Source organism: Comamonas terrigena NBRC 13299 (assembly GCF_006740045.1).
GTDB classification, from domain to species: Bacteria; Pseudomonadota; Gammaproteobacteria; order Burkholderiales; family Burkholderiaceae_C; genus Comamonas; species Comamonas terrigena.
On sequence record NZ_AP019749.1, the window covers coordinates 2,623,760 to 2,647,849 of the forward strand.

Consider the following 24,090-nt stretch of genomic DNA (forward strand, 5'->3'; position numbering starts at 1 on the left):
TGCGCTGCACCGCCCCGGCCGGTGCGGCCAGCGGGGTGCGGGGTGCAGCGTCCCGTTTCAACCGCAAACTGCGGGCTTGGCCGGGCGGGCCTGCCCCCTCGGGGCAGTGTTTGCAGCGGCCTTGCCCGGTGCCTTGGCCCGGGCTTCGGTGCCAATCACGCCGCTGGCCTCCAGGGCCTGCAGCTGCTCCGGTTTCAGCTGCAGCAGCCGCTGCAGCACGGCGTGCGTGTGCTCGCCCAGCGTGGGCGCCACGCGCGGCATGGGCATGGGCCGTCCGTCCTGGCGGAAGATGGTGGTGCTGGAGATGTAGCTGCCCACATAGGGCCGCTCCACCGTGCGCCAGAACGCTCGCTGCTGCAGGTGCGGGTCCTGCAGCAGCTGGCCCAGGGTGCGCACCGCGCCGGCGGGCACGGCGGCCTGCTGCAGCGCCTGCATGGCGTCGTCGTCGCTGCGGCCCAGGGTCCACTGCGTGATGCCCGCATCCAGCTCCGCCTGGCGGGCGCGCCGGCCTGGGGCATGGGCCAGGGCCGCATCGGCGGCCCAGTCGGCCCGCCCCAGCAGCCGGCACAGGGCCTGCCACTGCGCGTCGTCCGCCACGCTGAGCACCAGCCAGGCATCGTCCCCGGCGCAGCGGTAGCAGCCATGCGGCGCATGCACCGCGTGGCGGTTGCCCTGGCGCTCCGGCACGCTGCCGGTCAGCGACTGCTCGATCAGGAACGGCGCGGTCAGCGGCAACATGCCTTCGACCTGCGACATATTGATGTGCCGCCCCTGGCCCGTCGCCTGCTGCACCAGCAGGCCCAGCAGCAGCGCCGCCGAAGCGTTGAAGCCGCCCATGGGGTCGCCGTAGGCATAGGACGTCATGGCCGGCGGGCCGTCGGCATGGCCGGTGTACAGCGGCAGGCCGCTGGCCTGCTCCAGCGTGCCGCCGTAGGCGCGGGTATTGCTCCAGGCGTTGTCCAGGCCGAAGGCCGGCATGGACAGCATCACCACGCGCGGGTTCACCTGGCGCAGCGCCGCATAGTCCAGCCCCAGCTTGGGCAGCACCTCGGCCGAATAGTTCTCCACCACCGCATCGGCGCCGTGCACCAGCTCCTTGAGCAGGCGCTTGCCTTCGGCCTGGGTCAGGTCCAGGGTGATGCCGAACTTGCCCCGGTTCATCAGGTTGAAATTCGACTTCTTCTCATACAGCCGGTCGCGGTAGAACTCTTCGGTGTAATTGGTGCCGCGCCACCAGTCCGGGTAGCTGGCGCTTTCCACCTTGATGACTTCAGCCCCCAGGTCGGCCAGCATGCGCGAGGCAAACGGCCCGGCCCAGCCCATGGTCAGGTCCACCACGCGCAGCCCGGCCAGCGGCAGCTGGCCTGCCGCCGCCGCTGCCCGCTCCGGCACGGCACGCTGCAGGCCCGCCGCGCGGTAGTGGGCACTGTCCGCCCCCAGCAGCGGCGCCCGGCCGCCCAGCAGCGGCCCGGCCGCATCCAGGCGCTGCGGCAGCACCGGCCCCTCGAACTGCGCCGCCCCCAGCTGCACCGGCACAAAGGCCTTGCGCTCGCGGTGCACCGCCTGCTCCAGCAGCTGCGCCATGGTGGGCACGATCACCGCCGGGTGCTTGTTCGCCGTCAGCAGCGCAAACCATTCCTGCGTGCTGCGCGACGGGAACACGTCTTTGAGCAATGCGTCGATCAGGTCGGCATGCGCCATGCGGTCCGGCCCGCTGAAAAAGCGCGGGTCGCTTCCCAGCTCCGGCCGGCCGATGGCATCGCACAGGCCGGCCCACTGCGCCAGCGTGTTGGTGAAGATACCGATCCAGCCATCGCGGGTCTGCAGAATGCTGGCCGGGTGCGTGGTGCAGAAACGGTTCACCCCCAGGCGCGGCGCATGGGCCTTGTCCTGCACCAGGCCGGCTTCCATCTCCACCACGCTGAAGGCGGCTTCCTGCACGCTCAGCACATAGCGGCGGCTGCCCTGGGCACGGCCCATCCAGGCCGCCACGGCCACCGTGAATGCGCCCAGACCCGCCACGATGCCGGTGTGCACATCGTGGGGCATGTGGGGCGCGCCCTCCACCGGGCCGCTGCCGTGCACCGCACCGGCCAGCGCGCGGCAGGTGGCGTCGGTGGCCACAAAGTCCTTGTACGGGCCGCTGTCGCCAAACCAGGTGAAATCCACCCCCATGGGCGGCGGTGTGGCTGCACCGGCGGCCTGCCCCCAGGTCCACAGCGGCTGCTGCAGCGCAGCCAGGCCCTGCTCCAGCGCGCGGGCGTCCAGCACCAGATCGCAGCTGCGCGCCAGCGTGCCCATCCAGGCCCGGTCGGCCGGCTGCGCCGCATCGGCCGCCACGCTGCGCTTGTTCGTGTTCAGCCAGGCAAACAGCGCGCTTTCGGGCGCCACGCCGTACTGCGGCACCACCAGCGGCGGCATCTGGCGCCAGGCATCGCCCTGGGGCGGCTCCACCTTGATCACCTCGGCACCGAAATCGGCAAACAGCTTGCCGGCATAGGCCACGGCCGCGCCGCCGCCCACTTCGAGCACGCGCAGCCCTTTGAGGGCCAGCTGCGCCATGTCGGGTTCTTGCATCACGTTCTTGTCTCCTTGGGAAAGGTGGCTGCACCTTTCATCCCCGGGTGGACGGCTGCCCGCCCGGGGGCTTGCCTTACCAGGTGTCCACAAAGCGGCCGCGGGGCTTGGCCGCGTGCATGGCCGCGGCGTGGATGCCGGACACCAGCCACTTGCGCGTCTCGGCCGGGTCGATGACCGCGTCGATCTCCACATTGGCCGCCACGTTCATGGCGTGGCCGCGGGCGTACATCTGGGCCACCAGCTGGTCGTACAGCGCCTTGCGCTCGGGACCGTCGGGCACCGCCTGCAGCTCTTTCTTGAAGCCCAGCTGGATGGCGCCTTCCAGGCCCATGGGGCCGTATTCCCCGGTGGGCCAGGCCACGGTGAAGTGGCTGGCATGCCAGCCGCCGCCGGCCATGGCCATGGCGCCCAGGCCGTAGCATTTACGCAGGGTGACCGCCAGGATGGGCATGCGCAGCTTGGCCGCCGCCACGAACATGCGCGAGACATGGCGCACCTGGGCCTTGGCTTCGATGTCCGGGCCGACCATGAAGCCGGGCGAGTCGATCAGCGAGATGATGGGCAGGCCGTGGGCATCGCACAGCTGCATGAAGCGCGCGGCCTTGTCGCCGGCATCGGCGTCGATCGCGCCGCCCAGGTGGCGCGGGTTATTGGCCATGATGCCCACCGGCTTGCCTTCGATGCGCGCCAGCGCCGTGTGGATGCCCACGCCAAAGCCTTCGCGCAGCATCAGCACGCTGCCCACGTCCGCCACGCCGTGGATGGCGGCGCGCGTGTCGTAGGCACGCAGGCGGTTTTCCGGCACCACGCTGCGCAGCGCCAGCGGATTGGGTGCCGTCCATTCGCGCGCCCGGCCCTGGAAGAAGGACAGGTACTGCTTGGCCACGGCCACGCCTTCGGCCTCGTTGTCGACCAGCACGTCGATCACGCCGTTGGCGTACTGCACCGGCGCCGGCCCCACCTCCTCGGGCTTGAAGATGCCCAGACCGCCGCCTTCGATCATGGCCGGACCCGCCAGGCCGATGTTGGACGACTTGTCGGCAATGATCACGTCGCAGCAGCCCACGAAGGCGGCATTGCCCGCAAAGCAGCGGCCCGAGACAATGCCCACCACGGGCACCTCGCCGCTGAGCTGCGCGAACGCGGCAAAGGACGAAGTCTGGAAGCCCGAGATCGAGGGATAGTCCACATCGCCGGGGCGGCCACCGCCGCCTTCGCCGAACAGCACGAACGGCAGCTTGTCGCGCAGCGCCACTTCCACGATGCGGTCGGTCTTGACGTGGTTGCGCTTGCCCTGGGTGCCGGCCAGCACCGTGGCGTCATAGGCCATCACGGCGGCCCGCGCCCGCTCGGCATCGATCAGCGCGCCGTTGATGTTGCCCACGCCTGTGATCAGGCCGTCGGCCGGGGTGTTGGCCACCAGGTCTTCCACGCTGCGGCGCTTGGTCTGGGCGGCAATCGCCAGCCCGCCGTACTCCACAAAGCTGCCGTCATCGTCCAGCAGATCGGCCACGTTCTCGCGGGCCGTGCGCTGGCCGCGCGAGCGGCGCCGGGCCACGGCCTCGGGGCGGTTGGCGTCCCACAGAAAAGCCTGGCGGTCGATCAGGCGCTGCAGGTCCGGGCGCACGGCCAGCGGGTCCTGCGCCTGCACCTGGGCGGTGGCGTCCTCGGCCACGCCCCCCTGGGGCTGCAGCACGGCCAGAATGCGGCCCTGAGGCACAATCTCGCCCACGGTGCCGCGCACCTCCAGCACCTGGCCGGCCTGCTCGGCGGCCACCACGTGCTGCATCTTCATGGACTCGATCACCGCCACCGTCTGGCCTGCCTGCACCGTGCTGCCGGCCTCCACCAGCAGCTCGATCAGCACGCCGTGGGTGATGGCGCGCACGGCCGACCAGCTGTCATTCTCCAGCGCCTCGTCTTCCACGGCTGCGGCCGGGGCGGACGTGCTGACCGCAGTCGGGCGCGGACGGGTCTTGGCACGGTCTTCGGCCTCGATGGCCTGCATGCGGGCCAGCAGGCTGTCCAGGTGTTCGGCCCAGTAGCGGGTGTGGATGTTCTGGCGTGCAAAGTCCTCGCTGCCCACCACGGCCCGCAGCAGCGGCAGATTGGTCTGCACGCCGTCGATGTGGAATTCGGCCAGCGCCCGCTCCAGGCGGCGGGCGGCATCGGCAAAACTGGCGCTGTGGCTGGTGACGATCAGCTTGGCCAGCAAGGTGTCGTAATGCGGCGAAGGCGTGTAGCCGCCGTAGCCGTGGGTGTCCACGCGCACGCCCAGGCCGCTGGGGGCGTCGAACTGCTGCAGGCAGCCCTGGGAGGGGTGGGACATACCTTTGGCGTCGGTGCTCTCGCCGTTGATGCGGGCCTGGATGGCAAAGCCCTGCACCACAGGCGGACGCTGTGGGTCCAGCCCCAGCTCCTGCAGGCTGCGGCCCTGGGCAATGCCCAGCTGGGTCGCCACCAGGTCCACCCCGGTCACCTGCTCGGTCACCGTGTGCTCCACCTGCAGGCGGGGGTTGGCCTCGATGAACACCGCCGCCACCTGGTGGCCCTGGGGGTCCTCTTCCACCAGAAACTCAAACGTGCCCAGGCTGCGGTAGCCCACGCGCCGGGCCATGGTCAGTGCCGCCTGGGTGACCTGTTCGCGCAGCGCGGGCAGCAGCACCGGGCTGGGGGCAATTTCCACCAGCTTCTGAAAACGGCGCTGCAGCGTGCAGTCGCGCTCGCCCAGGGCAATTGCCTGCTCGCCGTCGCCCACGATCTGCACCTCGATATGGCGGGCGCGCACCACCAGGCGCTCGCCATAGACCGCTTCCATGCCGAAAGCGGAACGGGCCTCGGCCTTGCAGCGCGTATAGGCCTCGGCCAGCTCGGCGCGCTCCGTCACCACGCGCATGCCCCGGCCGCCGCCGCCGCCCACGGCCTTGATGACAATGCCGTTGCCGCCCTGGGCGTCGAAGAACGTGGTGATCTCCTCCAGCGTGGCATCGCCGCGCGTGGACGGCATGATGGGCACGCCGCAGGCCACCGCCAGGGCAATGGCCTGGGCCTTGTCGCCAAACTGCGCCAGCTGCTGCGGCGCGGGGCCGACAAAGGCCACGCCGGCATCGGCGCAGGCCTGGGCAAAGTCGGCCCGCTCGCTCAGAAAGCCGTAGCCTGGGTGGATGGCATCGGCCCCGGTGGCCTGCGCCGCGCCGATGATGGCCTGCACATCCAGATAGGCCGCCGGCCCGCTGGCCTGCAGCGCCACGGCCTCATCCGCCAGGTGCACATGGCTGCTGTTGGCGTCGTCCTTTGCATACACGGCCACCGAATGCAGGCCCAGATCCGCGACTGCACGGATCACCCGCACCGCAATTTCGCCCCGGTTGGCGATCAATACCTTTTTCAAAATGTCTTCCTAACTTCGCTGACTACACTGACTGGAGATACCGAGGGATGCCGCCCATGTCACAGGCGGATGTTGTTCTTGACCACGATGTCCTTGGTGACCCTGGCTTCCTCGGTCACGGACTGGGTGAATTGCGCAGCGCTCAGCCAGCCGGGGTTGCCACCCTGGGCCTTGAGCTTGGCAATGAAATCGGGGTTGTTCAGGCAGGCCTGCAGCACCTGCTCGGCGTACTGCCGGGTGGTGGCGGGAACCTTCTTGGAGACGGCCACACCGCTCCAGGCGTCCATGTTGAAACCGGGCACGCTGGCTTCGATCTGGCGCACGTCCTTGAAGTCATCCGGCTTGGCGCTGCCGGCAATGCCGATGGCGCGCACCTTGCCGCCGCGCACATGGGGCGATGCGGCGGCGCCCGACTCCAGCACAAAGTCGATCTCGCCCGACATCAGGCCCATGATGCAGGGGCCGCTGCCTTTGTAAGGGGTGTGCACGGCCTGCAGGCCGGACAGGCTCTTGAGCCATTCGACACCGATGTGCTGGGGCGTGCCGATGCCGGCCGAGCCGTAGTTCAGCGAGCCGGGATTCTTCTTGTGCGCCGCCATGATGTCGTCGAAGGACTTGAAGGGCGAATCCGCTCGCACGATCAGCACCAGCGGGCTGGCACTGGCCCGCGCCAGCAGCGCCAGCTCCTGCATGGGCTCGAAGCTCATCTTCATCAGCAGCGGATTGGTGATGACCTGGCTTTGCGTCACGAACAGCCAGTTGCTGGGATCGGCCTGGCCGCGCACCACGTTGTCGGTGGCAATGTTGCCGCCGGCGCCGGGACGGTTTTCCACGATCACCGTCAGGCCGGTGTATTCGCCCACGTAGACGGCCAGGGTGCGGGCGGTCAGGTCGGTGCCGCCCCCGGGGGGATAGCCCACGATCAGCTTGATCGTCTTGCCTGCCAACTCCGGCGGCGCCGTGACCGCGCCCTTGGTTTGCGCCATCAGCGGCACCCACGCCATGCACAGGCCACCTACCACTGCTCTGCGCTTGAGATCCACACCCTTGCTCATCACCGTCTCCATAGCCGTCTCGTTGAAGAGACGCCATGAAATCACGCTGGGAAATGCAGCAGATCAGGGCAAACCCCGCGCTGCCGTCACACAGGCAGCAGCCTTGTCCCGCAAGCGTCATACACCCCGTAGCCTAGGTGACAGGCCCGCGTGTGGCAGTCTTTACGGATAGGGTGCAGCGGCGTATAGGGCGGTGGCGCAGACACCCTGCACAGGGCGCCCGGCCGGCGATGGTGGCGGCACGCTGCACGGCGTGCCAGGGTGCAGGACAATATGCCCCGCCAAGCCTTCATCGGGCTTACAGCTTCTACGCACTTTCCACATTTCCGCCCCTGCCGCTTTTACCGCTGTTACCGCCCCGCTGCGGTGCCGCGCCTGCCCGGCCTTGCCTGCTCCATGACCGACTCCTCCCCACCCACCGCTGCGCGCCTGCCCACCTGGCTCTGGTTGCTGGCGGTGGTGCTGATCACGCTGAACCTGCGCCCCTTTCTGACCGCCCCCGGCCCGCTCGGCCATGCCATCCAGACGGCCACCGGCATGGGGCTGCGCATGTTTTCCTGGCTGACCCTGCTGCCCATGGTGCTGATGGGCGTGGGCACCTGGCTGGCCCCCGCCGCGCTGCGGCGCCTGGGCCTGCGCCCGGCCATTGTCTGGGCCCTGCTGGCCATCGGCCTGGGCTGCGCGCTGCGGCTGGCAGGCGCCAACGCCTGGGTGCTGGTGGCCACGGCCGGCCTGTGCGGGGCCGGCGTGGCCCTGGTCCAGGGCATTCTGCCGGGGCTGATCAAGCGCCAGTCCCCCCACCGCATGGCGGTGATGATGGGCCTGTATTCGGCCGCCCTGATGGGGGGCGGCGCACTCAGCGCCCAGCTCTCGCCCTGGGCCATGCAATGGGGCCTGGGCTGGCAGGCCGCCCTGGCCATGTGGGCCGTACCCGTCCTGGTCACGCTGCCCCTGGCCTGGTGGGTGCTGGGGCGCCTGCCCGGCCTGCCGGCACCGGTGCAGACGGCGGCCGACCATGCCCAGGCCCATACGCCCGCCAATACGCCGGCCAGTGACACCGGCTGGCTGGTGCGCCGGCCGCGCACCTGGCTGCTGCTGCTGAGCTTCGGCCTGATGAATGGCGGCTACGCCAGCACCGTGGCCTGGCTGGCCCCGTTCTACCAGACCCACGGCTGGTCCGGCACCGAAAGCGGCAGCCTGCTGGCCCTGCTGTCGGTGGCCCAGGCGCTGGCGGCCCTGGCCGTGCCTGCGCTGGCCGCGCGCAGCACCGACCGCCGCCTCTGGATCATGGCCATGCTGGCCCTGCAGGTGCTGGGCTTCTCCGGCCTGGCCTGCTGGCCCGACGCGGCCCCCACCCTGAACGCCCTGGTGCTGGGCGTGGGCCTGGGCGGCTGCTTTGCCCTGTTCATGGTGGTGGCGCTGGACCACCTGCCCTCTCCCACCCAGGCCGGCGCGCTGAACGCGCTGATGCAGGGCGGCGGCTTCATCCTGGCCGCGCTGGCACCCTGGATCGTGGCCCAGCTGCACCAATCCAGCGGCAGCTGGACCCCGGGCTGGCTCTACCAGGCCGGCGTGGCCGCCCTGGTCGGCCTGCTGTCGGCCCGCTTCAACCCCCGCCACTACGCCCAGCGGCTGCGGGCCCCGGCAACCTGATCCCCGGCGGGGTCGGCAGGGCGCGCTGCCCGGCCGCCCGGCACCGGGGTCTATACTTTGCCGCCCATGACTGCACGTTTTCCCGGTATGCGTTTGAATGCATCTTTGCGCCTGGCGGCCTGCGTGGGCGCACTCGGCCTGGCCGCCTGCACCAGCAACCCGCCCCAACCCAGCACCCCGGCCCCTGCGCCGCTGGCCTCCGCACCGGCAGCGCCGCCGGTGCGCATCGGCATTGCCCTGGGCGGCGGTGCGGCCAAGGGCTTTGCGCACATCGGCGTCATCAAGATGCTGGAAGCCAATGGCTTCACCCCCGTGGTGGTCAGCGGCACCAGTGCCGGCAGCGTGGTGGGCGCCCTGTATGCCAGCGGCATGAACGCGTTCGAGCTGCAGGAAAAGGCCGTCGCCCTGGACGAAACCAAGATCCGCGATCTGCAGCTGTCCTCCGGCGGCCTGGTGCTGGGCCAGAAGCTCGAGGACTATGTCAACGAACAGGTGGCGCGCAAGCCGCTGGACCAGCTCGCCAAGCCTTTTGTGGCCGTCTCCACGCGCCTGGAAGACGGTGAGCGCACCGTGTTTGCCCGTGGCAACACCGGCCAGGCGGTGCGTGCATCCAGCAGCATCCCTGGCGTGTTCCAGCCCGTCAGCATCGGCAAGTACCACTATGTGGACGGCGGCATCGTCAGCCCGGTGCCGGTGGACGCCGCACGCCAGCTGGGCGCGGACATCGTGGTGGCCGTGGACATCTCCAACAAGGCCCGCGGCAAGAGCCCCGACAACATGCTGGGCGCGCTGAACCAGTCCATCGCCATCATGGGCCAGAAGCTGGGCCAGGCCGAGCTCTCGCGCGCCGACATCGTCATCCGCCCCAAGGTGCTGGACATCGGCGCTGCCGATTTCAGCCAGCGCGCCAACGCCATTGTGGAAGGCGAAAAGGCCGCACTGGCCGTGATGCCGCAGCTGCGCGAACGCGTGGCCAAGCTCCAGGCCGAACGCACCAAGGCCACCCAGCTGGCCCAGCAGAAAGCGGCCGAAGCCCAGCACCTGAACTGCCTGGAACAGCGCTCGCAAATGCAGAAGCTGGCCGGCATGGCGGGGCTGGACAACTCCTGCCCCCGCCCCTGAGCCGCCGACTCCGGCCTGCGCCATAGCAGGCCGGACTTCCCCTGCCGGGGGACACCCGGCGCGCGGCTGCTCCCTGCTGAACCGCCGCCCGCCACGGCAGGCGCTTGGCCGCACGGCCGCAAGGCCGCACCTCGCCGACCGCACCGTACCCGCCCGCGTGCAGCCCCCCACTGCGCCTTGCAGCCTGGGCGACAGCACGCCGCCAGCGGGCCGCGTACCATGACCGCCTGCCCCCACTGCGCAAGCCCCCTGCGCGCGGGGCCTACGACCTCTGCTGCGCCATGACCACCTCCGCTCCCCCACCCCGCTGGTACTTTGGCTGGAACATCGTGGCAGCCGCCACCGTGCTGACCCTGCTCACCGTGGGCATGCGCCTGGGCATAGGGCCGCTGTTCCTGCCCATGGCGCAGGACCTGGGATTCAGCCGCAGCCTGCTGGCCTCCATCGTGGCCGTGGGCATGCTGTGCTATGGCCTGGCCATGCCGCTGGCCGGCTGGCTGGTGGCGCGCCACGGCACCCGTTTTGTCCTGCTGGTGGGCACCGCCATCCTGGTCACGGCCACGCTGTGGACGGTGAACACCCGCAGCCCCGGCGGCCTGTTGCTGAGCTTCGGCGTGCTGATGTCCATCGGCGCCGGCTTCACCAGCCCGGTGGCGCTGACGCCTGTCATCAGCCGCTGGTTCAACCGCCGCCGGGGTATGGCGCTGTTCTTCCTGTCCACCGGCTCCATGGCCGGCATCGCCTTCATGACGCCCGCCCTGGGCATGGCGCTGTACATCGTCCGGGATGATGCCCCGGCCGACGGCGACGCGCCCCTGCAGCCGGCCGCCGCCCGCAGCGCGCCCGCTAATGCAAATGCCAACGCCATGGCCGGTCTGAGCCTGGGCCAGGCCATGCGCACGGCCACGTTTTTGAAAATCACGCTGGGCCTGTTCGCCTGCGGCTTCAGCATGAACCTGCTGGGCACGCACGGCATGCCCATGCTGATGGACCATGGCTTTGACGCCACCACCAGCTCACTGGGCATCGGGCTGATCGGACTGGTCGCCATTCCCAGCACCATGGTGCTGGGCCGCCTGGCCGACCGGGTGGAACGCAAAAAGCTGCTGGCGGTGATCTATCTGGTGCGGGGCCTGGGCTTTTTTGCGCTGCTGCTGGCGGGCAACCGGCTGGAGCTGTTCGGCACCTCGGTCATCGGCGGCATAGTCTGGGCCGGCAGCATTGCGCTGTCCTCGGCCATCCTGGCCGATGTGTACGGGGTGCAGAAAGTGGGCGTGCTCTATGGCTGGGCCTACCTGGGCCACCAGCTGGGCGCCATGGTCAGCTCCTGGCTGGGCGGCTGGGGGTATGAACACTTCGGCACGCACTGGCTGGCGTTCGGCCTGTCCGGCGTGCTGTTGCTGCTGGCCGCCGCCGTGGCCCTGGTGCTGCCGGCGCGCCGCACAGCGCTGCCTGCGGCTGCCGCCTGACGCGACCGCCGCCCGGGCCGCTCAGGCCCGCGCTGCGCGCTGCCGCCGTTCCGCTGCTCAGCTTCCCGTCGCGGCGAGGATGCTCCACCACAGGACCAGAGTGAACAGCGCAAAGAAGACGGGGTCGAAGCGACCGGACTCCGTCATGGGGTAGTAGCTCATGGCACCTCCTGCTGCAGACCCAGGGGGCAGCACGCCGGCAGACCACCTCGCGGCCCTCTGACGGACCACCCGGTGCGGGTTCTGGCACACCACCCCTCTCTGCAGGACAAAGTGTAACCACGCACCCGCATTCCGACAGACGGATGCAAGTAAGCATCGTTCGCGTTTGTGTGTCGGGGGCAAGGCCCCGTTCATCGGGATCGCTGCCCGGGCCCTGCAGACCGGCCTGGGAGCAGCCGTCCTGCCGCAACAGGCGTGAACGGGCTTGCACGGACGCTGCGCCGCTCCGTTTCCCGAAGCAGCCGGCCGCCGGGCATGGCCTGCAAAGCGCCTTGCGCAGAGCTTTTCTGCCCCACCCCGGGCTGGCGCCCTGCAGTGTTTTGTCACACTCCCGCCAACTTGGCGGGGCGTGCGCGGCGAGGCATGGGCGACAGGAGACGCCCTGCCGGCCTTCAGCGCGCCGGCTGCCCGCCTTGCACGGCCACCGGCTGCGCAGCGGCAAAGCGGTAGCTGGCCAGGGCCAGCCCGATGATGCAGATCTGCGTGACTGCGCAGGCCACAACCGGATTGTCGCCATAGCCCACCAGCTTGGTGCCCAGCGCGCCCATGGCCATCTGCCCGAAACCGTACAGGCCGGCGGCCGAACCCGTCAGCCACGGCACGGCCGACAGCCCGCGCGACAGCGCAGCCGGGCTGGACATGCCGGCGCCCAGGGTCATCACCAGCGTCACGGCCACCAGGATGGGGCCGTTGAGCCACCCCGCCAGCTGCACCACCAGCAAGGCGAATGCCATGCTCAGGCCGATGCCCCCGCCCACATACAGAAAGCGCTCGGCCGGGTAGCGCCCTGCCAGCCGCCGGGTCACCAGGGTGCCCAGGCTGGCGCCCACGATGGTGGCGGCCGCAAACCAGCCCACCATGGCAATCGGGTAGCCCAGCTGCTCGTGCACGATGTAGGGCGCCGTCGCCAGATAGGGGTACAGCGCGGTGGTGGAGCATGCGCCGCCCAGCATGAAGCCGGCAAAGCGCGGCGTGCACAGCAGGGTGCGGTAGTCCCGGGCAATGCCCGCTATGGCCAGCGGCCGGCGCTGGCGGTTGGTCTCCGGCAGCATGCGCCAGGTGCACAGCACCATGGCCACGCCCATGCCCACCAGGAACAGGTAGATGGCGCGCCAGCCAAAATGCTCGGCCAGGTAGGAGCCCACGATGGGCGCCAGCCCCGGCCCCACCAGGGTCAGCAGATTCAGCAGGGCCAGGTCCTTGGTCACCCGCTCGGGCGGAGCAATGTCGCGCACAATGGCCCGGCCCAGCGTGATCCCGGCCGCGCCCCCCAGGGCCTGCACCAGCCGCGCGGCCAGCAGCCACTCCAGCGTGGGCGCGCACAGCGCCACCACGCTGGCCGACAGGTACAGCCCCAGGCCCACCAGCAAGGCCGGGCGGCGGCCCCAGGTGTCCGACACCGGGCCGTACACCAGCTGGCCCAGCGCCAGCCCGATCACATACAGGGTGATGGTCTGCTGCATGCTGGCCGCCGGTGCATGCAAGGCACTGCCCGCCACCGGCAGCGCCGGCACAAAGATGTGCATGGCCATGGTGCCGCTGAGCGTGACCAGCACCAGCAGCCACAGCGGCGCCGTCAGCACCGGCAGCGCGCCCGCGGGGCGGGCTACTGCAGGAGCCGCATCTGCTGCAGAGGCCACAGCTGCAGCCGGAGCGACCGGCACCACCGGGCTCACGGGCGGTGATGCCGGTGGCGATGGCGGCGATGACGGTGCTGTAGCGCCCTCCTGGCCCGGCCATGCCTTGGCGGCACCGGGCAATGGAACAGGCAAGGAAGACAGGTCAGCCGCTTCAGGCGCTGCCGTGTCCAGTGGGGAGTGGTGAACGTCCCGGGAATTCATAGCTTCTCAGCAGCAGCTTGCGCCCTGCTTTCCATGCCATGCCGGCCACCGCAGTGGCTGCACAGCGTCATAGGGTGTCAAAACGGCGGGAGATTTTTTCCAGGGCGCTGCGCAGCACCACCAGTTCTTCGGGCGTCACATCCACCAGGATGCTGCGCTCGATCTCCAGGCTGCGGGTCAGAATGCGGGCCACCGTCTTGCGCCCGCGCGGCGTCAGCGCAATGCATTTGGTGCGGCGGTCATTGGGATCGCTGTCCCAGTCCAGCAGGCCCATGCCGCGCAGCTGGTCCAGCACGCGGACCAGGGACGAGGTTTCCAGCAGCAGCGCGTGCGCCAGCTCTTTCTGCCGCAACGGGCCGTCGGCCGCGTGCAGCGCCAGCAGCGGTGCACGGGTGGCGTCGGTCAGGCCCAGGTCCTTGACGCTCTGGTCCACCTGGCGGCGCCACTGGCGGTACACCCCGCCGATCAAGCGCCCCAGCCGGGCCCGCGCCTGCGGCGGCTCGGGCACATCGGGTCCCTCATCCAGCCAGGAAGGGGGGGAGGCGGCCGCCGGCGCCGTGGCGGCATCCACCATGGCATGCGAATTAGTTTGCATGCCAATATTTTGCAAGAAAACAGTCTGCAGCCGCATGCCCGGGGGCGACACCCTGCTCGCAGCAGGGCAATGCGCTCAACCCCCGGCCATGGCCGGTGTGGCCGGTGCGGCCGCCACGGCGGCACTCACCCGGAACACGCGCTGCTCCGGGTCGTGCAGCACGGCCTGCCATTCCTGGTAGTAGGTGGCATACGGCGGCTTGATGACGCCCCCGCCCAGGGCCTGCACCTGCGCGGCGGCAGCGTCCACCGCCTGCGGGCTGTCCAGCATGAAGGTGGCATAGGCGGTGACCGGTGCCGGCGCTGCTTCGGCCGGCATGCGGTCATCAAGCGACAGCAGGGCATAGGCGGCCTCGCTGTTGAAGCCCAGCTCCGCCTCCCCCGCGTCCAGCGCGCGGTAGATGGGCGAGCGGCGCTGCGCCAGCTCCGGCAGACCCAGCAAGGTGGCATAGAACTGCATCTGCCCTTCGGTGTCGTGGCAGAACTGGTTGACGAAGACCTTCATGCCGCCACCTCCGCGCCCACACCCGTGTCCGTGCCCGCAGGCGTTTTGGTTTTCAGCTGGTAGGTCCGGCGGTACATCTCGCTCAGGTGCTCTCCGGCCGTGCACGGGGCAAAGCGCGGGGCCTCACCCGCCGGCACTGTGCCGGGCACCGCTTCGATGCGGGCCATGAAGTCCGGCTCGTAGAAGAACGGAATGGAAAAGCGCGGCTGCCCGCCGGACCGGGTGTTGCGCACCCGGTGCGGGTTGGAGTGGTAGAGCCCGTTGGTCCAGCGCGGAATCATGTCCCCCAGGTTCACCACAAAGCAGTCCGCCACCGGGGTGGCCGGAACCCAGCTGCCGTCGGGCATGCACACCTCCAGGCCGCCGTGCATGTCCTGGGCCAGGATGGTCAGCGCACCCCAGTCGGTGTGCGCCCCGGCGCCGAAGGTCTGGGCGTCGGCGTCGGCCGGGTGCGCGGGGTAGCGCAGCATGCGCAGCGACAGCATCGGGCTGGCACTGGTCGCATCGAAGTAATCCTCCGGCAGTGCCAGCGACAGCGCCAGCAGCTGCATCAGCCGCCGCGACAGCGCCAGCAAGGCCTGGATATAGGCCTCGCACTGCGCGGGGGCCTGCGGCAGCTCCGGCGGCCACTGGTTGCCGCCATAGGTCTGGTAGCCAGCCTGCACATAGGGGTGGTCGTCCGGGTAGGCCATGCCGCAGTAGAAGCTCTCCTTCACATCCGGGCGGGCCGACAGGTCCAGCGTCTGCGCGCCCAGCTGCTCGTAGCCGCGCTGCGTGGGCGAGTGGTGGATGGACAGGCGCTCGCGCGTCGCCTCGGGCACCGCCTCGAACAGCTGGCGCGCCAGCGCAAACTGCTGCTGCACCACCTCGGCGGCAATGCCGTGGTGGCGCACATAGAAGAAGCCCGAGCCCATGGCCGCCTGGCGCAGCTGCGCCGCCACCTCCGCACTGCGGGGCGCGCCGGGATGCAGTGCATCCGTCAGATCCAGAATTGGAATACCCATCACAAAACCCGTATCAAAGAGAAAACACCAGCAGAAAACACCAGCGGGCACATACCGCGCATGCCGTGCATGCCGCCCGCCGACAGCCGCCTGCCCTCACGCCGGCAGGCGGCGTGCCGCTGCGGGCGGCAAAAAGGCATCGGTCCAGATCTGCGCCGTGGTCAGCGAAGACTGCAGATTGAAGGCCTCCAGGGTCTCGCTCAGCGTGGCCTGCAGGCGCTCGGGCGTGGCCGCCCCCCAGCCGTGGGCCGCCGTGCCTGCCGACTTCATGCTGCCGTCGATGATCAGGCGCAGCCGCTCCAGCTCGATGGCCTCGTTCATCAGGGGCTCGCGCGCCTTCACGGCGGCCGCGCCGGCGCGGGGGTCGGCAATGGCATCCAGCCAGCCCCGGGCGGACGCCGCCACAAAGGCCTTCATCGCCCCGGCATTGGCCATGGAACGGGTGCTGGCCACCAGGCCGTTGCCGTACGACTGGATGCCGAAGTCCGCATAGCGGTAGACATCCAGCGTGGCCAGGTCCACACCGCGCGCCTTCAGGTTCAGCAGGCCGGTGAAGTAGAAATAGGCGGCGGCATCGAAGTCCCCCTTGGCAAAGCGCGTGTCGCCCACGCCCGGCTCCAGGTTCTCCCAGCGCACGCCGCTGGCGTCAAAGCCCTGGGCCTTGGCAAAGGCGGGAAACAGCTTGCGCGAGGCATTGAAGGGCTGGCCCAGAATGGTCTTGCCGGCCAGGTCGGACGCCTTGCGCACCGGGCCGCCCTTGCGGGTGATCACCGCATTCGGGTTCTGGTCGTACTGGATGGCCACCGCCTGCAGGCCCGCACCGGGGTTGCGCACCATGAACTCGATCATCGACGCCAGGTCGGCCGAGGCCGCATCGTAGGCACCGCTGGCCACCAGGCTGATGACGCCGGTGGAGCCGTTGCCGGTGTCGATCACCACATCCAGACCGGCATCGCGGTAGTAGCCGCGCTGCTGGGCCAGCAGAAAACCGGCACCGGAGGCTTCCACCTTCCAGCCCAGGTTGAACTTGAAGCGGGTGGGGCTGGCCGCGCGGGCCAGCCCCAGGGCACCCAGTGCGGAACAGCCCAAGCTGGCTTGCAACAGTGAACGGCGTTTCATGGCAATACTCTCCGAGGTGTGGGGGGAAAACAATCGCAACATCCGGTCCTGAGCGAGATCAAAACACCGGCCTGGGATTCACTGTAGAGCGCCCCACCCCGGTTCAGAAAGCACAGAATTTGCAGCAAGCCGCTCTCAAAAAGCGCACAGCACAAGCCTGATGCACGCCCCACGCCACCCTGGTGCAGCGGCGCACCAGCACAGGGCAGCATGCCCCGTGGCCTGCCGCTTTTTCGCATTGCTTTCACCCTTGGTTCGGCCTTGGCACGGCCCCTGCGCCCGCCCTGCGCAGCCCCTGCCCGCTGCTGCCATCGCCCCGGCAGCCGTCGCCGTTAGCGCAGGTGCGCGCCCTGGGCAGTCTCCACGGCCTGGGCCCGCGCCACGGCCTCGGTCAGCAACCGCACAAAGGCATCCAGCGCCGGCGCCAGGGCACGCCCGGCCCGCACATACACCCCCAGCTCGCTGACCAGCGCCCCCGGGGTGCGCAGCGGCACAAACACCAACTGGCCGGCGGCCAGCTCCCGCTCCAGCCCCAGCCGGGTCTGGAAGGCCACGCCCACCCCGTCACGCGCCAGGGTGCGCATCAGGTCGATGGAGGCCGACTCCAGCGGCACATGCAGCTGCCCGGCCAGCCTGTCCAGCCAGGGCTGCAGCAGCCAGCGCACCGACAGCTCGGCCCCCGGCAGCAGCAAGGGGTAGGCCGCGCAGTCGGACAGGCTCACGGCGGCCCGCCCGGCCAGCGGGTGCGCCGGCGTCACCACCGCCCCCAGGTCGAACCGGCACATGGCCAGCTGGGTCAGCTCCGCATGGCGCGGCAGGGCAAAGCCCACGGCCACATCGGCCTCGCCCATGGCCACCGCCGCGGCCATGCTGGCCGAACCGCTGGAACGGGTGGTCACCCGCACGCCCGGGTAGTGCTGCGCCATCTGGGCCAGCACCTGGGGCAGAAAGTCCGCATTCAGCCCCTCCACCGCCTGCAGGCTGACCTCGCCCCGGCGGATGCCGCGCAGCGCATCCAGCTCGCTGTCCACGCGGTGGGCGTCCTGCAGCACCACAATCACATGGCGCGCCACCACCTCGCCCGCCGCCGTCAGCTGCAGGCCGGCAGGCAGACGCTCGAACAGCGGCGCGCCGATCTGGTCTTCCAGCTCCAGCAGCTGGCGGTTCACCGCCGACGAGGCCACATGCAGGCGCCGCGCCGCCTCACGGATGGAGCCGGCCTTGCGGATGGCATCGAAATACAGCAGTGCGCGGGCGTGCAGTCGCAGGGTCATGGGGCAATGAGCGCACCGCCCCAGAGGGGTTCCGGGGATGGGCGCCAGGGTGACAAGGGCCTGGCATCCGTTGCAAGATCGGCGCCAGCCCGCGTGCTACAGCGCCTTGGCCTGCAGCACCTGTACGGCGGCATCGCGCTGCAGGCCGCCCTGCACCGTGACCGCCGGCGCCGCCGGGCCCAGCACCTGCGCCGCCGTGGCGGGCAGCACCGGGCCGCCCAGGGCCTGGGCAATGTCCTGGGTGGTGGCGGCATAGACCACGCGGCGCACGCCGGCCCAGAACAGCGCACCGCTGCACATGGCGCAGGGCTCGCCGCTGGCATAGACCGTGCCGCCCTGCAGCACCTGCGGGCCCAGGGCTTTCTGCACTTCCTGCACCAGCACGGTCTCGGCATGGCTCATGCAATCCTGGGCACTGACCTGGTTATTGCGCGCCACCCACAGCACCCGGCCTTGCGCATCGGTCAGCGTGGCGCCAAACGGCATGTCGCCGCCCTCCAGCGCCTGGCGCGAGGCATCGATGGCCAGCGCCATGGCGTGGTGGTCGGCGGCGGAAAAATCGGTGGTCATAGAACAAACACTCCACATCACAAGCCGTGGAAGCTACCACCTTTGCGAGCGTCCCGGCAGCGATACCGGACCTACAAAAGGCCAACAAAAGGCCAACCCAAAGGCCAATGCAAAGCCCACAAAAGGGCAACAAGATGGCAACACAAGTGCGACAAACGAGCAAGACCGGGCCGCTGCAGCGCCGGAGCCGCGCAGGGGCAACGCCGCACGACGCGGCCCCTTGGTCCGGCGCGGGTGGCGCTCAGCGTCCCATGCTGAAGAACTCGTCGTTGGGCCGCATGCTGGTGACATTCGCCATGCGGTTGGACAGGCCGAAGAAGCTGGCAATGGCGGCGATGTCCCAGATATCGTCCTGGGTGAAGCCATGCGTCTGCAGCAGGGCAAAGTCGTCGTCGCCCACGCCGTGGGCGGCCTGCGAGACCTTCATGCCGAAGTCCAGCATGGCTTTCTGGCGCGCGCTGAGGTCGGCCTTGCGGTAGTTGATGGCCACCTGGTCGGCAATCAGCGGGTTCTTGGCGCGGATGCGCAAAATGGCTCCGTGCGCCACCACGCAGTACTGGCACTGGTTGGCATTGCTGGTGGCCACCACAATCATCTCGCGCTCGGCCTTGGTCAGGTTGCCGGGCTTGTCCATCAGCGCATCGTGGTAGGCAAAGAAGGCGCGGAATTCGTCCGGCCGGTGCGCCAGCACCAGAAACACATTCGGGATGAAGCCGGATTTTTCCTGCACCGCCAGGATGCGCTGGCGAATATCGTCGGGCAGGTCGTCGAGCTGCGGCACCGGAAAGCGGCTGATGGCAGGGGCGGAAGCGGTCGAAGCGGTCACTGGGCAGGTCTCCTGGTTCTTTGCCCCAAGGGTAGCCGGCCCCGCCGGCGCAGACCAGCCCAGAACTACCCTGCCCTGCAGGCGCACGCTCTTGCTCCCTGCAGCCCCGTGCGGTGTCAGGGCACCGGGCCGGAGACCGTCTCCACCACGCGCTGCATGCGGGCGATTTCGCGCGCCGGCACCGGCTGCTCGCCCGACGCCATGCGCATCAGCAGGCAGTGCAGCATCTCGGTGGACAGGCCGTGCAGCACCAGGCGGTGGCCGGCACGCAGCGTGGACAGCGGCACCAGCGGGTGCTTGTTGTTCAGCATCACCAGGTGCTCGGGCGTGGCCAGGATCTTGGCGCAGTAGATGGCCAGGGTCTCGTCCAGCTGCAGGGAATTGCTGGCGCGCCAGAAGTCGTGGTCGGTCAGCAGCAGCTGGTAGACCGGGGTGTAGACCTCGATGGCGCTTTGCAGGTCCAGCTTGTTGAGCGGCCCGCACGGCATGTCTTCCAGCCGCAGCGTGGGCTCGGTCACCATGGTGAAATCCGGTTCGGCCACCGGCCCCAGCTCCTTGCCTTCGGCGCGCAGCGCCTGGTTCAGGCGGATCACGAAGTTGAACAGGTTCAGATCGTGCTTGAGGAACAGCTCATCCTGGATGTCGTCGATGCAGGCCGGCTCGATGGGCGCGGTCTTGACCGGCGTGGGCGCATTGGCCGCCACAAAGGCCAGGATGTGGGATCCCAGGTGGAAGTGCCGCATGATCAGCCAGTTCGCCTCCGGCGAGACAAAGGTGTTCATGCTGAAGGCCAGCACCTTGTGCAGCAGCCGGGAATGCGCCCAGCGCTTGGGCAGCACCACCTTCAGGATCTGGATGGCGATGATGCTCAGCCGCGCCAGCGGGCGCAGAAACGGCAGCAGGTACTGGCGCGAGCTGCTGCTGCAGTCGCGCAGCCACGCGGCCTTGACGGCGTCGGGCAGCGGCGTGCTCTGGTCCAGGTACAGCGCCAGCCAGGGGTCGGGATCGCGCTCGTCCCAGGGCTGGTCCAGAAAATCCTTGTGCTTGTCCATATCGGGCTCCTGCTCTTTCACCGTGCCTGCGGCAGCACATGCTGGAACTGCATCAGGTACAGCTGGGCCGTGTGCTGCGCCGTCTGCACAATCGCCTGGGCCGCCGTGCCGTCGGCATCCAGCGCCAGCGCCATCTGCACCGCCATCAGCCAGCGCTCCAGGTGGTGCTCGTCATTGGCGCCGTGGTATTCCAGAAAGCGGAAGGCATCGGGCGGCAGCGGCAGCGCCTGGCGCAGCAGCGGCAGCAGGCTGGGCACGATGCGCTGGCCCGTGCCTTCGATGATGTAGATGGCGCCCAGCAGGCCGATGGGGTTGGGCGTGGCCGCCAGTCCGTGCAGGTAGGCGTTCAGCGCCTCCCCGCCCGGGTTGCGGCGCAGCTGGGCGATGTCGGTGGCCGTGCCGCCGGCCTTCAGGTAGTCGCTGTGCAGCACCTTGAAGTCGTGCTGCTCGTCGTCGGCATGCAGATCGATCAGCCCGGCCAGCGCCGCGTATTCGCCGGTCAGCGAGGCCGCCCCTTCGCGCATCCACAGGCTGCCCTCGCGCACCTGGGGAATCCAGTGCCCCATCCAGCGCACATAGTCGGCCGTGTCCAGCTGGCGCGTGCGCATGCGCTGCAGCAGCGGCGTGCGCCAGACGCGGGAGCGGTAGTCCTGCCAGATGCTGGCCAGCTCGGTCAGCAGCGGCGCCAGCGCCTGGGGCGCCGTGGCCGGATCGTGCGGCGCGGCAATGGTGGCCACATCGGGCAGCGCGCCCTGGTCGGCCGAATCGGCTGCACCAGCGGCTGCGGCCTTGCGCGGCAGGGAGGCCTCGGGTGCGGCCTGCACCGGCGTGTCCGCCTCCACCTCCCACAGCATGAAACCGGCCGTGAAGCGCCCGGATTCGGGAATGAAGCACAGCACCGTGTCCCCGGCCTTCAGGCGCGCGCCCTGCTGCTGCAGAAACTCCGACAGCATGATGAAGATGGACGCCGCACCGGTGTTGCCGCGCCAGGCCAGATTGCTCCACCAGCGCTCGCGCGGAATGCCCAGCTGCGCCTTCTCCAGCAGCTCGTCCACCACGGGGATGAAACGCTCGGACGAGTAATGGCACAGGAAATGGTCGATCCCGCGCTCGGGCACCCAACCCTGGTGGGCCAGATCGGCGTACTCGTGGATGCAGACATCGAACAGGTGCGGCAGCAGGCGGATGTCCTGGCGCAGCGCCAGCGCGCCCGCGGCCTCGGCATCGCCCCAGGCGGGAAAGTCCAGGTGGCTGGTGCTGCGGTCCGGGGTCAGCCCCAGCTGCATGCAGACCGGGTAGTCGCCGGCAAAGCTGCGCTGGTGGGTCCAGCGCAGCTTCAGGCGCAGGCCCGGGGTGTGGGGCAGCGCCTGCGGCCCACCCAGCAGCACGGCCCCCGCGCCGTCCGACAGCATCCAGCGCAGGAAGTGCGCGTCGAAATCGGTGTCATAGCCCTGCGCCGCAAAGCGCGAACGCTTGAACAGGCGCGACGGCATCTCGCTGGCCACGGCCAGCGCCAGCGGGTGGGCACCGCCTTGCACCGCCTGGGCCGCGGCCTGCAGCGCACCCACGCTGGCGGCGCACACGCCGTGCACGGACAGGGTCTCCATCGGCGGCGCGGCCATCTCGCCCTGGATCATGTTGGCAAAGCCCGGCATCAGCGCATCGCCCCCGGACGAGCCGCTGGACAGAAAGCCCACCTCGCCCAGCTTGCGGCCCGCCTGCGCCAGCGTGGCCTCGATGGCGGCCTGCGCCATCTGCGCGTTGCTGAACACAGTCTGCCCTTCCCCGTCGATGGCGTAGTGCCGGGTCTGGATGCCGTTCTCCCCCAGGATGCGGCGCTTGAGACGGTCGGAAATGCGGTTCAGCGGCGCCACATAGGCGTCCATCCCGGCGTTGTCCACCGGGGCGCCGGGCAGGAACATGCCGGCAGATTGCAGGTAGACGTTGGAATAGGCAACAGGCATGGAAAGTTCAGTTCGGGTTCATCGAATGGATTCGGGCGGCATCAGCGGCTGCGTGCGCGCACGGCGTGCAAACAGCCCCAGCACGAACACCCGGCCCATATAGGGCAGCAGCCCGCCCTCGTTCAGCGCCGGGTGCACGCGGTGGCGGTACAGCCGCCGGTGCAGCCCCGTCAGCGCCGACCAATGGGCCTGCGGGTGTTCGTGGTGGGCCGTGTGCAGGCCGATATTGAACAGCAAGGGGTTCACCAGCCCCTCGAAATTGCGCGCGTAGTTCAGGGCGATACCGTCGGTCTTGCGCTGCGCCCTGGACAACGGGCGGCCGTCGGCATGGGCATGCTGCAGGTAGTTGGTGGCCAGCAGCCAGTGCAGGCCATGCAGCTGCGGCACGATGACGAACAGCAAGGCCTTGCGCCAGTCCAGCAGCAGCAGGAAGGTCCAGCTGCCCAGCCACAGCAGGTACTGGCCCATGCAGTAGCGAAACGCCCCGGGCCAGTGCCGGCGCAGATTCGCCAGCCAGCGGATGAACAGCGGGTACAGCACGCATGCCGCATGCAGCGGGTGGACCAGATAGCCCCACAGGTGGTTGGTGTCGCCGCCGAACTCCGGCCGGTAGGTGCGCGCCACATCGCGCGGGCCGTGGCGGAAGCGGTGGTGGTTGCCCACATGGGCGGGCCAGAACACGAAGGTGGGATGGCCTTGCAGCAGGGTCAGCACATAGTCCGTCAGCCGGTTGGCCCAGCGCCCCCGCCACATGCGCAGGTGCGTGTGGTTGTGGTGGATCACGCCCACGCCCAGCGTCAGAAACAGCGTGATGGCATACAGCCACCAGACAAAACCATGCGTCCACTGCCAGACCACCAGGGCCGGCAGCGCCAGCAGATAGGCCACGGACTGCCAGTCGCGCTGGTGGCGCAGGCGCGGCAGAAGCTGGGCCGGGGCTGCCGCTGGCGGCATTCAGTGCCGGCCCTCGGGGGCCTTCGGAGACCCGGCGGACCCGGAGGATCCGGCGGACCGGGGGGCCGGTGCCTGCAGCTGGGTGCGCATCAGCTGGTCCATGAAGGCCAGCGCAAAGCCGTAGTTGCCGCGCGAACGCGCATGGTGCAGGTGGTGGCGCCGGCTGGCCGCCAGCGGGTGGGCGTCGGACACGCGCGGGAAGAAGTCGTAATTGGAATGCCCGATCACGTTCAGCACCAGGCTGAGCACCGGCACCGCCGCCAGCGACCAGAAATAGAAGTCGTGCACCAGCATGGGCAGCAGGATGATGTTGCCCAGCATCAGCGCCTCCAGCGGGTGGAAGCTGTAGGTCGACCAGGGCGTGGTCACATAGGAGCGGTGGTGGTCCCCATGGAAGCGGACCAGGGCCTTGGCGTGCAGCAGCCGGTGGTTCAGCCAGAAGTGCACATCGTTCCAGACCATCAGCACCACGATCTCGGCCGCCACCCGGGCGGCGCTGGCCGTGGGGGCCAGCTGGGCCCAGCCCAGCTGCAACAGGCCCCAGGGCACGACCATGCCGGTGCCGAAGATCAGCACCGACAGCGCCGACTGGCGCCATTCGCGCTGCAGCTGGTCGGGCTGCAGGGCCCGCGTGTCCAGCACCTTGCCCACCTGGCGGCGCGCCAGCATGCGCGTCAGGGCCGTCATGCCCCAGCCGCCCAGCAGGTACAGCGCGCCAAAGAAGGCCAGGCCCACGGCCATGACCTGCCAGGCCGTGAGCTGGGTGAACCACAGACCGGCGTTCATGCGCCCTCCCCGCAGCCGTGGCAGGCGGCGGTTTCAGGTGTATCCAGGCGTTCGTCCCTCGGCAGCATGCGGCGCATGATAACGGAGGGACTGCGCCGGCCCGCCAGGC

The 24,090-nt window shown here is 69.5% G+C and carries 18 protein-coding genes; 3 read left to right on the forward strand and 15 right to left on the reverse strand.

What is annotated here, in order from left to right; all coding sequences use genetic code 11:
- Nucleotides 1-57 precede the first annotated feature (57 nt).
- The 3 genes from CT3_RS11795 to CT3_RS11805 all read right to left on the reverse strand — a co-directional run bounded on the left by CT3_RS11795 (nt 58) and on the right by CT3_RS11805 (nt 7,026).
- Nucleotides 58-2,577, reverse strand: coding sequence for a CaiB/BaiF CoA-transferase family protein (locus CT3_RS11795; RefSeq protein WP_066532669.1), 2,520 nt, complete (start codon nt 2,575-2,577; stop codon nt 58-60).
- Between the two features lie 76 nt (nt 2,578-2,653).
- A complete protein-coding gene (locus tag CT3_RS11800) occupies nt 2,654-5,971 on the reverse strand; it encodes an acetyl-CoA carboxylase family protein (RefSeq protein WP_066532676.1) in 3,318 nt (1,105 codons plus the stop codon).
- Between the two features lie 59 nt (nt 5,972-6,030).
- Nucleotides 6,031-7,026, reverse strand: coding sequence for a tripartite tricarboxylate transporter substrate binding protein (locus CT3_RS11805; protein ID WP_172591796.1), 996 nt, complete (start codon nt 7,024-7,026; stop codon nt 6,031-6,033).
- A 396-nt stretch (nt 7,027-7,422) separates the two neighbouring features.
- Here CT3_RS11805 and CT3_RS11810 point away from each other — a divergent pair, with 396 nt between their 5' ends.
- From CT3_RS11810 to CT3_RS11820, 3 genes are all read left to right on the forward strand, one after another.
- Nucleotides 7,423-8,679, forward strand: a complete 1,257-nt coding sequence (locus CT3_RS11810; RefSeq protein WP_066532683.1) for a cyanate transporter — start codon at nt 7,423-7,425, stop codon at nt 8,677-8,679.
- An 87-nt stretch (nt 8,680-8,766) separates the two neighbouring features.
- Nucleotides 8,767-9,801 carry a patatin-like phospholipase family protein gene (locus CT3_RS11815; protein WP_066532689.1) on the forward strand — a complete coding sequence of 345 codons (1,035 nt, stop codon included), beginning with the start codon at nt 8,767-8,769 and terminating at the stop codon, nt 9,799-9,801.
- A gap of 281 nt (nt 9,802-10,082) precedes the next feature.
- Nucleotides 10,083-11,270: an MFS transporter gene (locus tag CT3_RS11820; protein WP_066532693.1), complete on the forward strand. Its 1,188-nt coding sequence runs from the start codon at nt 10,083-10,085 to the stop codon at nt 11,268-11,270.
- A 614-nt stretch (nt 11,271-11,884) separates the two neighbouring features.
- Here the strand turns inward: CT3_RS11820 and CT3_RS11825 are convergent.
- The 12 genes from CT3_RS11825 to CT3_RS11880 all read right to left on the reverse strand — a co-directional run bounded on the left by CT3_RS11825 (nt 11,885) and on the right by CT3_RS11880 (nt 23,981).
- A complete protein-coding gene (locus tag CT3_RS11825) occupies nt 11,885-13,132 on the reverse strand; it encodes a multidrug effflux MFS transporter (RefSeq protein ID WP_227657887.1) in 1,248 nt (415 codons plus the stop codon).
- A gap of 268 nt (nt 13,133-13,400) precedes the next feature.
- A complete protein-coding gene (locus CT3_RS11830; RefSeq protein WP_227657888.1) occupies nt 13,401-13,928 on the reverse strand; it encodes a MarR family winged helix-turn-helix transcriptional regulator in 528 nt (175 codons plus the stop codon).
- A gap of 75 nt (nt 13,929-14,003) precedes the next feature.
- Nucleotides 14,004-14,432 (reverse strand): glyoxalase/bleomycin resistance/extradiol dioxygenase family protein, encoded by a 429-nt coding sequence (locus tag CT3_RS11835; protein WP_066532702.1) that lies wholly within the window; start codon nt 14,430-14,432, stop codon nt 14,004-14,006.
- The gene (locus CT3_RS11840; protein ID WP_066532705.1) at nt 14,429-15,436 is read right to left on the reverse strand and encodes an isopenicillin N synthase family dioxygenase; all 1,008 of its coding nucleotides are present in this window, start codon (nt 15,434-15,436) and stop codon (nt 14,429-14,431) included. The genes CT3_RS11835 and CT3_RS11840 overlap by 4 nt, the downstream gene beginning before the upstream one ends.
- A 96-nt stretch (nt 15,437-15,532) precedes the next feature.
- Nucleotides 15,533-16,555, reverse strand: a complete 1,023-nt coding sequence (locus CT3_RS11845) for an ABC transporter substrate-binding protein (protein ID WP_066532711.1) — start codon at nt 16,553-16,555, stop codon at nt 15,533-15,535.
- 332 nt (nt 16,556-16,887) lie between these two features.
- Nucleotides 16,888-17,829: a LysR family transcriptional regulator gene (locus CT3_RS11850; protein WP_066532714.1), complete on the reverse strand. Its 942-nt coding sequence runs from the start codon at nt 17,827-17,829 to the stop codon at nt 16,888-16,890.
- Nucleotides 17,830-17,925: 96 nt separating this feature from the next.
- Nucleotides 17,926-18,399 (reverse strand): nucleoside deaminase, encoded by a 474-nt coding sequence (locus tag CT3_RS11855; RefSeq protein WP_066532719.1) that lies wholly within the window; start codon nt 18,397-18,399, stop codon nt 17,926-17,928.
- A 241-nt stretch (nt 18,400-18,640) separates the two neighbouring features.
- Nucleotides 18,641-19,225 (reverse strand): peroxidase-related enzyme, encoded by a 585-nt coding sequence (locus CT3_RS11860; protein WP_066532723.1) that lies wholly within the window; start codon nt 19,223-19,225, stop codon nt 18,641-18,643.
- A gap of 116 nt (nt 19,226-19,341) precedes the next feature.
- Complete coding sequence (locus tag CT3_RS11865; protein ID WP_066533332.1) at nt 19,342-20,277, reverse strand: DUF6999 family protein; 936 nt, start codon at nt 20,275-20,277, stop codon at nt 19,342-19,344.
- A 17-nt stretch (nt 20,278-20,294) separates the two neighbouring features.
- Nucleotides 20,295-22,241, reverse strand: a complete 1,947-nt coding sequence (locus tag CT3_RS11870; protein WP_066532726.1) for a StlD/DarB family beta-ketosynthase — start codon at nt 22,239-22,241, stop codon at nt 20,295-20,297.
- A gap of 18 nt (nt 22,242-22,259) precedes the next feature.
- A complete protein-coding gene (locus CT3_RS11875; protein WP_066532728.1) occupies nt 22,260-23,195 on the reverse strand; it encodes a fatty acid desaturase family protein in 936 nt (311 codons plus the stop codon).
- Nucleotides 23,196-23,981, reverse strand: coding sequence for a sterol desaturase family protein (locus CT3_RS11880; protein WP_066532729.1), 786 nt, complete (start codon nt 23,979-23,981; stop codon nt 23,196-23,198). It abuts the gene before it with no gap.
- Nucleotides 23,982-24,090: the final 109 nt, after the last annotated feature.

Excerpts from the sequence above, each read along its gene's own strand:
- CT3_RS11835 (WP_066532702.1), bottom strand. The coding sequence starts at position 14,432 with ATGAAGGTCTTCGTCAACCAGTTCTGCCACGACACCGAAGGGCAGATG.
- CT3_RS11815 (WP_066532689.1), top strand. The coding sequence starts at position 8,767 with ATGCGTTTGAATGCATCTTTGCGCCTGGCGGCCTGCGTGGGCGCACTC.
- CT3_RS11810 (WP_066532683.1), top strand. The coding sequence starts at position 7,423 with ATGACCGACTCCTCCCCACCCACCGCTGCGCGCCTGCCCACCTGGCTC.
- CT3_RS11840 (WP_066532705.1), bottom strand. The coding sequence starts at position 15,436 with ATGGGTATTCCAATTCTGGATCTGACGGATGCACTGCATCCCGGCGCG.
- CT3_RS11805 (WP_172591796.1), bottom strand. The coding sequence starts at position 7,026 with ATGAGCAAGGGTGTGGATCTCAAGCGCAGAGCAGTGGTAGGTGGCCTG.
- CT3_RS11880 (WP_066532729.1), bottom strand. The coding sequence starts at position 23,981 with ATGAACGCCGGTCTGTGGTTCACCCAGCTCACGGCCTGGCAGGTCATG.
- CT3_RS11845 (WP_066532711.1), bottom strand. The coding sequence starts at position 16,555 with ATGAAACGCCGTTCACTGTTGCAAGCCAGCTTGGGCTGTTCCGCACTG.
- CT3_RS11850 (WP_066532714.1), bottom strand. The coding sequence starts at position 17,829 with ATGACCCTGCGACTGCACGCCCGCGCACTGCTGTATTTCGATGCCATC.
- CT3_RS11830 (WP_227657888.1), bottom strand. The coding sequence starts at position 13,928 with ATGCAAACTAATTCGCATGCCATGGTGGATGCCGCCACGGCGCCGGCG.
- CT3_RS11855 (WP_066532719.1), bottom strand. The coding sequence starts at position 18,399 with ATGACCACCGATTTTTCCGCCGCCGACCACCACGCCATGGCGCTGGCC.
- CT3_RS11870 (WP_066532726.1), bottom strand. The coding sequence starts at position 22,241 with ATGCCTGTTGCCTATTCCAACGTCTACCTGCAATCTGCCGGCATGTTC.
- CT3_RS11820 (WP_066532693.1), top strand. The coding sequence starts at position 10,083 with ATGACCACCTCCGCTCCCCCACCCCGCTGGTACTTTGGCTGGAACATC.
- CT3_RS11865 (WP_066533332.1), bottom strand. The coding sequence starts at position 20,277 with ATGGACAAGCACAAGGATTTTCTGGACCAGCCCTGGGACGAGCGCGAT.
- CT3_RS11795 (WP_066532669.1), bottom strand. The coding sequence starts at position 2,577 with ATGCAAGAACCCGACATGGCGCAGCTGGCCCTCAAAGGGCTGCGCGTG.
- CT3_RS11875 (WP_066532728.1), bottom strand. The coding sequence starts at position 23,195 with ATGCCGCCAGCGGCAGCCCCGGCCCAGCTTCTGCCGCGCCTGCGCCAC.